10 protein-coding genes and 2 pseudogenes are annotated in these 8,260 nt (G+C 72.6%); 8 read left to right on the top strand and 4 right to left on the bottom strand.

Annotated features, from left to right (window positions below):
• A partial coding sequence (locus VR44_RS46540; protein WP_211275144.1) for a hypothetical protein occupies positions 1–242 on the top strand: 242 nt, incomplete at its 5' end.
• A gap of 40 nt (positions 243–282) precedes the next feature.
• Positions 283–999, top strand: a complete 717-nt coding sequence (locus VR44_RS29565) for a DUF1345 domain-containing protein (protein ID WP_045950683.1) — start codon at positions 283–285, stop codon at positions 997–999.
• A 113-nt stretch (positions 1,000–1,112) separates the two neighbouring features.
• Here the strand turns inward: VR44_RS29565 and VR44_RS29560 are convergent, their stop codons facing one another.
• The 4 genes and pseudogenes from VR44_RS29560 to VR44_RS29550 all read right to left on the bottom strand — a co-directional run bounded on the left by VR44_RS29560 (position 1,113) and on the right by VR44_RS29550 (position 4,537).
• Positions 1,113–1,616, bottom strand: a complete 504-nt coding sequence (locus VR44_RS29560) for a hemerythrin domain-containing protein (RefSeq protein WP_045950682.1) — start codon at positions 1,614–1,616, stop codon at positions 1,113–1,115.
• Between the two features lie 154 nt (positions 1,617–1,770).
• Positions 1,771–1,854, bottom strand: a pseudogene (locus VR44_RS49245) (DUF4235 domain-containing protein); the annotation flags it as partial.
• A 221-nt stretch (positions 1,855–2,075) separates the two neighbouring features.
• The gene (locus tag VR44_RS29555; protein ID WP_045950681.1) at positions 2,076–2,717 is read right to left on the bottom strand and encodes an RlpA-like double-psi beta-barrel domain-containing protein; all 642 of its coding nucleotides are present in this window, start codon (positions 2,715–2,717) and stop codon (positions 2,076–2,078) included.
• A gap of 899 nt (positions 2,718–3,616) precedes the next feature.
• Entirely contained in the window at positions 3,617–4,537 is a 921-nt protein-coding gene (locus tag VR44_RS29550) for a LysR family transcriptional regulator (protein WP_045950680.1), read from the bottom strand.
• Between the two features lie 150 nt (positions 4,538–4,687).
• Between VR44_RS29550 and VR44_RS29545 the strand changes: the two genes are divergently transcribed.
• From VR44_RS29545 to VR44_RS29525, 6 genes and pseudogenes are all read left to right on the top strand, one after another.
• Complete coding sequence (locus VR44_RS29545) at positions 4,688–5,515, top strand: inositol monophosphatase family protein (RefSeq protein ID WP_045950679.1); 828 nt, start codon at positions 4,688–4,690, stop codon at positions 5,513–5,515.
• A gap of 35 nt (positions 5,516–5,550) precedes the next feature.
• Positions 5,551–6,119, top strand: a pseudogene (locus VR44_RS29540) (NADPH-dependent F420 reductase).
• Positions 6,120–6,298: 179 nt separating this feature from the next.
• Positions 6,299–6,961 (top strand): hydrolase, encoded by a 663-nt coding sequence (locus VR44_RS29535; protein WP_045950678.1) that lies wholly within the window; start codon positions 6,299–6,301, stop codon positions 6,959–6,961.
• Between the two features lie 5 nt (positions 6,962–6,966).
• Entirely contained in the window at positions 6,967–7,458 is a 492-nt protein-coding gene (locus tag VR44_RS29530; RefSeq protein WP_045950677.1) for a DoxX family protein, read from the top strand.
• 131 nt (positions 7,459–7,589) lie between these two features.
• Positions 7,590–7,754 (top strand): hypothetical protein, encoded by a 165-nt coding sequence (locus VR44_RS43100; RefSeq protein WP_425424541.1) that lies wholly within the window; start codon positions 7,590–7,592, stop codon positions 7,752–7,754.
• On the top strand, positions 7,751–8,260 hold a 510-nt coding region (locus VR44_RS29525), incomplete at its 3' end, for an FAD-dependent oxidoreductase (RefSeq protein ID WP_169791058.1). The genes VR44_RS43100 and VR44_RS29525, both read left to right, overlap by 4 nt.

Genomic DNA, 8,260 nt, shown 5'->3' with positions numbered 1-8,260 from the left:
GGACGCCGACGGTGAGGAAGACCCCGCCCAGCACCTCGGGGCGTCGCCGCGCGCGTCGTACCCGCCGACGCGGCTCGGCAGCGGCGAAGCTGGGGGTGGAGGGGCGACCCGGCCAGGCAGCTCAGCGAGAGGACAAACCCGTGCACAACCTCACGGCCCTGGCGGACGAGGGAGAACCGCCGGAGTTCCACGCCTCCGAGCAGGACCACGAATCCTCCTACCGCGACCAGCCGCACATGTAGGGGGGGGCGGGGGGCGACGACGCGAAAGGCACGGGACGCCATGGCACGCAGACGTGAGACCGCCCGGACCCGCCAACCTCGCCACGAACGTCGCGGAGAAGCCCGGCTTCCGGCCGTGGTGGCGACCCTGACGGCGATCGGCCTGTACCTGGTCCTGCCACAGCAGCTCCTGATCACCCCCCGTTTCGCACTGCCCGCGCTCGAAGTCCTCCTCCTCCTGCCACTGATCGCCATCAACCCGAGACGGCTCACACGCCAGACCAAGACGTTCCGCGTGCTGTCCCTCACGCTCGTCCTCACCATCGCCGCCGGTAACCTCGCCGCCCTCGGCCTGCTCATCGACCAGCTGGTCCACGCGAAGGTCGCCGACGGGCGCTCCCTGCTGATCGCGGCCCTACAGGTCTGGCTGACCAACATCATCGTCTTCGGCCTCGCCTACTGGGAACTCGACCGCGGCGGCCCTGTCGCCCGCACCCAGCAGCTACGCGACGAACTGCCGCTGGCCGACTTCCGTTTCTCCCAGGACGAGAACGACGACGCCGTCGGCGAAGTCGCCGACGGCGCGAGCAAGAATTCCGACTGGGTCCCCACGCTCATGGACTACCTGTACGTATCCGTCACCAACTCCACCGCGTTCAGCCCCACTGACACCATGCCGCTCACCACCCGCGCCAAACTCCTGATGGCCATCCAGAGCGTGGCCGCCCTGGCCACCTCGCTCCTCGTCATCGCCCGAGCGGTCAGCATCCTGCGCTGACGTGGCGGTCGGCTCAGGATGCGGCGGGGAAGCCATCCGGCCGGGGTCGCCCGCCCCGCGCGCAACGCCTCCCTCCAGGACGCGCCCTGCCGGGCCGACGCGGCCCCCGCGCTTCAGCTGCCGCCGACGACGGTCCGGACGTTCTCGATGCTGCCGCAGTCCGACTCCAGCTGCCTCTCGCGCTCCTTGAGGAAGGCGGCACCCAGCTCGGCCCGGCGCTCGTCCGGGACGTTCTCCCGGGCGCCGTTGAGAATCGTCCGCTCTTCCTCGTCCAGGTGGTGGGTGACGGCCTCGACCAGGTCCTCCAGCTTCGCATCCCAATCCTCCGAGCCGACGCCTGCGACCTCCAGCAGGGCCAGGAGCGCCTTGTTGCCCTCCTCGTGCTCCTCCACGCCGTGCTCGACCTCCTCGTCGTCCACCTTCCTGAAGCGCTTCAGCGCACCGTAGACCTCGCTCTCCTCCGCCTCGCCGTGGGCGATCAGCAGAGCGGAGAACTTCTTCAGCGCTCCCGCGCGGTCGGCCTCCACGCTTCGCATCTGCCGGAACAGCTCTTCCATCGTCCGGTGGTCCTCGAGGATCACCTCGACGACGTCCTGTTCCTGCTGGTCCGCGGTCATGTGCACTGCTCCTCGGTCGGGGTTTCCATCGTCTTGCGCGTGCTCGCTCGCGGCCGGTTGAAACCCGTTTGGGGCCTTCTGGGTGACGCCGTGTGCCCGCAGAGGCGCGCCCACCGTCCCTCCGAGCCGGGCCCGGGTACGGCGAAGGGCCGACTCAGCCGGGCCAGGTTCCGGTCAGCCGTCGGAGGGTGGCGGCTCCTCCCCGGTCGACGGCGGCCTTGACTACGGCGAAGATCGCGCGGCCCCGAGCTGGTTGCGGTTCCCTCGCCGACAGCGGATCGGTCCGCTGGGTGACCGCTGGGCTGCGGCCGGTCTTCGTGCGGTCGGCGGCGGCACGTCGCAGGAGCTGACGTGCCGCGGGCTCGAGGGGCGGGGTCAACGCCTCTCGAGCCCGCGGCACGCTCGCCGGCCTCGGGGGATACGGGCCCAGGTGCTGGGTCGACGCCCCCGCCCGACGCGCTACTTGGCGAAGCGCCAGGTGACGTCGAGCTTGTGCTTGTCGAGCGGGGCGAGTGCCTTGAACGCCCCCGGGGTGAGGTCGAGACCGTACCGGCCGGCGCCGGGAGCCTCGTCGAGGACCGTCGCCGTGACGGACTTCCCCTTGTAGGTGATGACGACCTTGCGTCCGCAGTTGCTCGACGGGTACCCGGGCCCGAACATCGTGGGGTCGAGCGCGACGGCGAGGTCGCTCTCCGTGACAACCTTTCCGCACGCACCCAGGCCGGGGGAGTAGAAGGTCGCGGAGCCCTTGTAGGTCTCACCCGGCTTGCCCGGCTGCGGAGAGGCCGTCGTGGACTTGCCCGGCTTCGGGGGAGGCGTGGTGGTGCCGCCCGGCGGCGGCGCCGTCGTACCGCTCGCCTGCGGAGCGAGCGGGGAGCCGGCCGGCTTCGCCGCCACCGTGGCGTTCGGCTCCGCCGCGACGGTGGCGTCCGGCCCTGCCGCCACCGTGACCGCCGGCTTCGCGGCGACCGTCGCGGCCTGGACCGAGACGGCGACGTCGGCGGTCTCCGATGCGGAGGCGGTGGCGACGGTGATCACGGCGGCGGAGCCGGCGGCGAGCACGGTAACCGCGATGGCGGCCGTGGCGATTCTTGCCTTCATCGTTTCCTCTCTGAAATGTCGCGTTCCAGGGATGGTTCGCGGAAGTCATTGACGGGGCGCCAACGTGCACGGTCAGGTTCTGACAACGTCCTTGCCGGGCAACGGGATCGTCCGGTGTCAGCAGCTGGCCCAGGCTCACGCAAGCGACGGGGGACGCTGACGTCCGGAGGCCGTCCCGTGCGAACACTGACCTGGCGGTAGCCCGTTGGCCCTACGGCGACGGTGCACGTTGCGTACGGGAGGTCGGCCCGGTGGTCACCCCAGCGCCGGTACTCCGGTGGCACGCGCCACCCCGCGGCCGGACCCCAGGTCGTGGTCGGGCGGGCCGCCACCGGGGGCTGCAGGAGGCACCCGCTCTGCCCCGGTGAGCCGCGGGCCCACAGCATCCGAGTCGAGGGGGCGTGCCCGTGTCGGACCAGGCTTTGCGGCTGCAGCCGATGCCGATGCCCTGTGGCCACCCCATGGCCCCGTACTGCGCTGGCAGAGGGCACGGAGTGGTGCGAGCCGGCGTCCCGGAATCCCTGAAGTCCGGCCCGGCCGCCTGAGCCGATGACGCGGGCGCGATGCCCACGCATATCGCGGTCAGGGCGGCCGCGATGCCGCTTCGGATTCTCATCAGGGAACTCTCTCTCGCCCGGCGTCTGCCGGAGCCGTGCTGTGCGTCTGCCTTCAGCCAACCGGCGGCAGGGTGCGCAGACCACGCAGTTCCACCCGCAAAACTCAGACCGGCCTACTTTTGCGGGCCCCACCCCCCAGCCGGTCCGGCCTGCCGGACTCGTTTGCGGGCGTGGCCTCCGAGCGTCTCGTCCCGTGCGGGCCGAACGTGAGGAACGGACGAGCTGGGAGAGACGCGCCCCGCCTTGCCAAGCGTTGGCCCGCGGCACCCGCAGGAGGCGGCGTCAAGGCGCTGTCGCACGGCCGGATGCAACCGAAGCCAACGCGTCTCGTGCCAGCCCACGCAACCAGGCATGCGCGCTGTCCGTGTCGTAGCGCTGATGCCATGACAGGTACACCGGCGCCGACGGCAGTTCGAGGGGCAACGGCAGGGCGACCAGGCCGAGGTCGCCGGCCGCGGAACGCGCGGTGGCCTCGGGGACGCTGATCACCAGATCGCCGTCGCGCGCGAACGCGAACGCGGCCGCCTCCGTGGGCGCCGTCGCCACCACGCGTCGGCTCAGGCCCAGCTGGGCCAGGGCTTCGTCGACCGCGTTGCCCAGGTTTCCGCGTCGTGAGACGGTGACGTGCTCGGCCGCGGCGTACCGGCGCGCGGTGAGTGTCCTGGCGCGGGCGAGGGGATGGCCCCGCCGTACGACGGCGACCAGGCGGGTCTCGCCCGCCTTCTCGGTTCGGATGTCCGGCGCGCCGGGGCGGTTGGCGTTCGCCTCCAGATCGACCTCGCCGCGCCGCAGCTCGTGCGCGTCGACGCTCGCTTCCCCGATGAAGCGCAAGCGCACGCCGGGCGCCTGTGCCCGCACGGCCGTGAGGAGCGCGGGTCCGCTCAGGGCGACCAGGGACTCGTGCCAGCGAAGCGTGAACGTGCGTTCCAGCGTTGCCAGATCGAGCTCACGGCTCGGCGCCAGCACCCCCCGGACCTGGTGCACCAGCTCGTGCACCTGCGCCCGGACGGCGATCGCGTACGGCGTCGGGGTCATCGTGCGGCCGGTGCGTACCAGGATCTGGTCCCCGGTCGTGCGCCGGATGCGGCCCAGGCTCCGGCTCATCGCGGGGGCGGTGACGTGCAGGCGCGCGGCCGCCCCGGCCACGCTCCCTTCCTCCAGCAGCGCGTCGAGCGCGGTGAGCAGGTTCAAATCCAATTGCATGCGAGTAATCCTAGGCGTGCTTCACATGCAGTTGAAGTTAACTCCGGGCCTTCCTACCGTTGAGGGGCAGGCACGAGCACCGGAACACGGGGCCGACGCCGACTCGGCCCGCCCGGACGCCACCCACCTCCCTCCGTCAGGAGTACCGCCATGTCCCGAACGCACCAGACCGCCGCCACCCTCACCACCTCCGACGCCGACCTGCTGGCCCAGACCGTGGGCGCGGTGCGCACGGCCGGTTCGGCACTGCGCGAGCGCTTCGGCGAGGTGGTCCGCTACGACACCCGGCAGGAGTTGACGCGGGCGCTCGCCGTCAACGACGACACCGCCCTCGGCATCCTGCGCCCCCGCCTCACCCGGCTGCGCCCGAACGCGGGCTGGGTGGAGGACGAACTCGACGGCGGAGCGCTGCCGTCCGGCGAATGGTGGGTCGTGGATCCGGCCGAAGGCAACGTCAACCACCTTCACGCCCTGCCGGAATGGGCGGTCACCGCCACCCTCGTGCGTGAGAACGAGCCGGTCCTCACCGCGGTCCACCTGCCGCTGACGGGCGAGACCTACACCGCGCTCTCCGGAGCGGGCGCCCACCTCGACGGCCGGCCTCTGCACGTCTCCCAGGCCGCGCACCTCGACCTGAGCATCGTCGCCACCAGCCAGGCCAGGCCCGACGAGGACGAGGACGTCGTACGGCGCGTCGGCGCCTCCATCACCGCGATGCTCTTCGACGCGCTCGTCGTGCGCACCGCCGTGCCGGCGACCCTGCACCTCGCGAACGTGGCCTCCGGCAGGGCCGACGCCTTCTGGCAGTTCGCCGGCGCCCGCGCGGACCTGCTGCCCGGGGCGCTGCTCGTCCGGGAAGCCGGTGGACGCGTCTCCGACGTCGAAGGCCGTCCCTGGACTCCGCAGAGCGACAGCTTCCTGGCCGCCGCACCCGGCGTGCACGCCCAGGCCGCAGCGACGCTCTCCCGCCGACCCTGACGACGAGCAGAAGAAACAGCAGGAAAGGAACCGCAATGATCGACATCGCAGTCCTGGGAAACGGCCGCGTCGGCGGCAACCTGGCCACCGCCCTGACCCGGGCGGGGCACCGGGTCACCACGGCGGGCCGCACCGAGGGTGCCGCCGCCGAGGCCGCCCGCACCGCCCGGGTCGTCATCAACGCCACACCGGGCGCCGGCTCCCTGGAACGTCTCACCGCGCTCCGCGAGGAGCTGCGGGGCAAGATCCTCATCGACGTCTCCAACGCCACCACCGACTCCACCCCGGCTCCAGCCTCGCCGAGCGCCTGCAAAAAGCGCTCCCGGAGACCCGCGTCGTCAAGACGCTCAACACCATGCTCTATCCGGTGATGACCGCGCCCGCCACCCTCGCGCACCCGCCCACCGCGTTCCTCTCCGGCGAGGACGCCGAGGCCAAGCGGACCGTCCGCGCCCTGCTCGCCGACATCGGCTGGAGAGAGGAGTGGATCACCGACCTCGGAGGGATCCGGACCGCCCGTGCGACGGAGGCCGCGATCCTGTTCGTCCCGCATCTCATCCGCGGCGGCGGATTCGCGCCCTTCGCGGTCTCCATCGCACGCTGACCCCACCGGCTGAGGGTGAACACGGGCGGTGCACGCAGCGGCAAGGTGTCGGGCGCGCTCGGACAACCGGGCTGACCTGGGCGGACCTACGTTCGGGGAGTGCCAGCCGCCCCCCGTGGGACGGCTGGCCTCCACGACCGCTCCGGTCCCTGAAGCCCGTTTCACGACAGGACATTCCCATGTTCGACATCACCCAGGTACACGCCGGCCCGAGCACGGACCTGCTGACGCCCGACAACGCCGTCATGCTCTTCGTCGACCACCAGCCGCAGATGTTCTTCGGCACCGGCAGCGGCGACCGCGCCGCGATCATCAACAGCACGGTCGGCCTCGCGAAGGCGGCCCGCGCGTTCGACGTGCCCGCCGTCCTCACCACCGTCGCCGCCGAGTCCTTCTCCGGCCCGCTCCTGCCCCAGCTCGCCGCCGTCTTCCCCGACCAGAAGCCGATCGACCGCACCAGCATGAACGCCTGGGAGGACGAGGCGCTGGTCGAGGCCGTCCGCGCCACCGGCCGTAAGAAGATCGTCCTGTCGGGGCTGTGGACCGAGGTGTGCCTCGTGCTGCCCGCCCTGTCCGCGCTGGAGCAGGGCTACGAGGTCTACGTGGTCTCCGACGCCTCCGGCGGCGTGACCCCGGCCGCCCACGAGCACGCCCTCCAGCGGATGATCGCCGCCGGCGCGGTGCCCGTGACCTGGGTACAGGTCCTGCTGGAGCTCCAGCGCGACTGGGCCCGCCAGGAGACGTACGGCGCCGTCATGGAGATCGTGAAGGAGCACGCGGGCGCGTACGGCCTGGGCGTCGTCTACGCGCAGACGGTCATCGGCGCGCACGCGGCGGGCTGACCCCCTTGGACACCGGCCTGCTGATCCTGCGGCTGCTCGTGGGCCTGCTCATCGCCGGCCACGGGGTGCAGAAGATCAGTACCCACCTCGGCGGGAAGGGCCTCGACGGCGGGGCCCGCGAGTTCCGCGCCGACGGCTTCCGCGGCGGCGCCCTGACCGCCCTCGCGGCGGGCGGCGGCCAGATCGGCTCCGGGCTGCTGCTGACGGCCGGGCTGCTCACCCCGCTCGCCGCGACCGGGGCCATCGGCGTCATGACCGTCGCCCTCACCGTCAAGTGGTCCAACGGCCTCTGGGTGCAGAACGACGGATACGAGTACCCCCTGGTCCTGATCGGCGCTGCCGTCGCCCTGGCGGCCACCGGCCCCGGGACCTGGTCCCTCGACGACGCGCTGGGCCTGACGCCGTACCCCCTGTGGTGGACGGCGCTGGTACTCACGGCCGGAGTCGGCAGCGGGCTGCTCACCCGGCTCGCCCTGCACCGCGCCCCCGCCGCCTAGACACCCGTCCAGGGCCTCGTACCGCCACAGGGCCCCGTACCGGCCCGGCCGTCGGCCGACACCCCCGAGGACCGGCGGCCGGGCCACCCACACCGAACATCCGTGCACGACCCCCCAGGAGAACTCTCCCCATGGAGACCGCGACAGGCGGCGGCCAGCCGCTGCTGCACCAGAAGGGCCCCGAGACCCAGCGCTTCGGGACGGTCAAACAGCTGCCCCTCGGCCTGAGCTACGACACCCGCATGTACGCCTGCCAGCGCCTCAACCTCGTCGACACCCCGTTGGTGCGGGTGTGACGCGGTCTGGAGCACCGGCCCGACAACTCGTCCACGCGGCGCCGCACGCGGACGCGCACGAGGCGTACGACGTCGTGGTGATCGGCGCCGGACCGGGCGGCGAAGTACTCGCCGACCGCGCCGTACGCGGCGGTCTGAGCGTCGCCGTCGTCGAGGACGGGGCCGTCGGCGGCGCCTGCTCCTACACGGCGTGCGTCCCCAGCAAGGCCCTCCTGCGGCCCGGCGCGGCCCTCGCCTCGGCCCGCGCGGTCGACGGGGCCCGGCAGTCGGTGACCGGTCCGCCCGACCCGGCGGCCGTCCTGGCCCGCCGCGACCGCTTCACCGGACGCGGTGACGACGCCGGCCAGGCCGCCTGGCTCGCGGCGGCCGGCGCCGCCCTGGTGCGCGGCCGGGGCCGGCTCGACGGCGAGCGCCGGGTGCACGTCACCGCGGCCGACGGCACGACCCGCGTGCTGCGGGCCCGGCAGGCCGTGGTGCTGGCCACGGGCTCCGAACCGGTGCTGCCC

It is taken from the genome of Streptomyces katrae (genome assembly GCF_000966975.1).
GTDB classification, from domain to species: Bacteria; Actinomycetota; Actinomycetes; order Streptomycetales; family Streptomycetaceae; genus Streptomyces; species Streptomyces katrae.
Note: the sequence above shows the minus strand (reverse complement) of the source record. Positions and strands in the feature narration are given on the sequence as shown.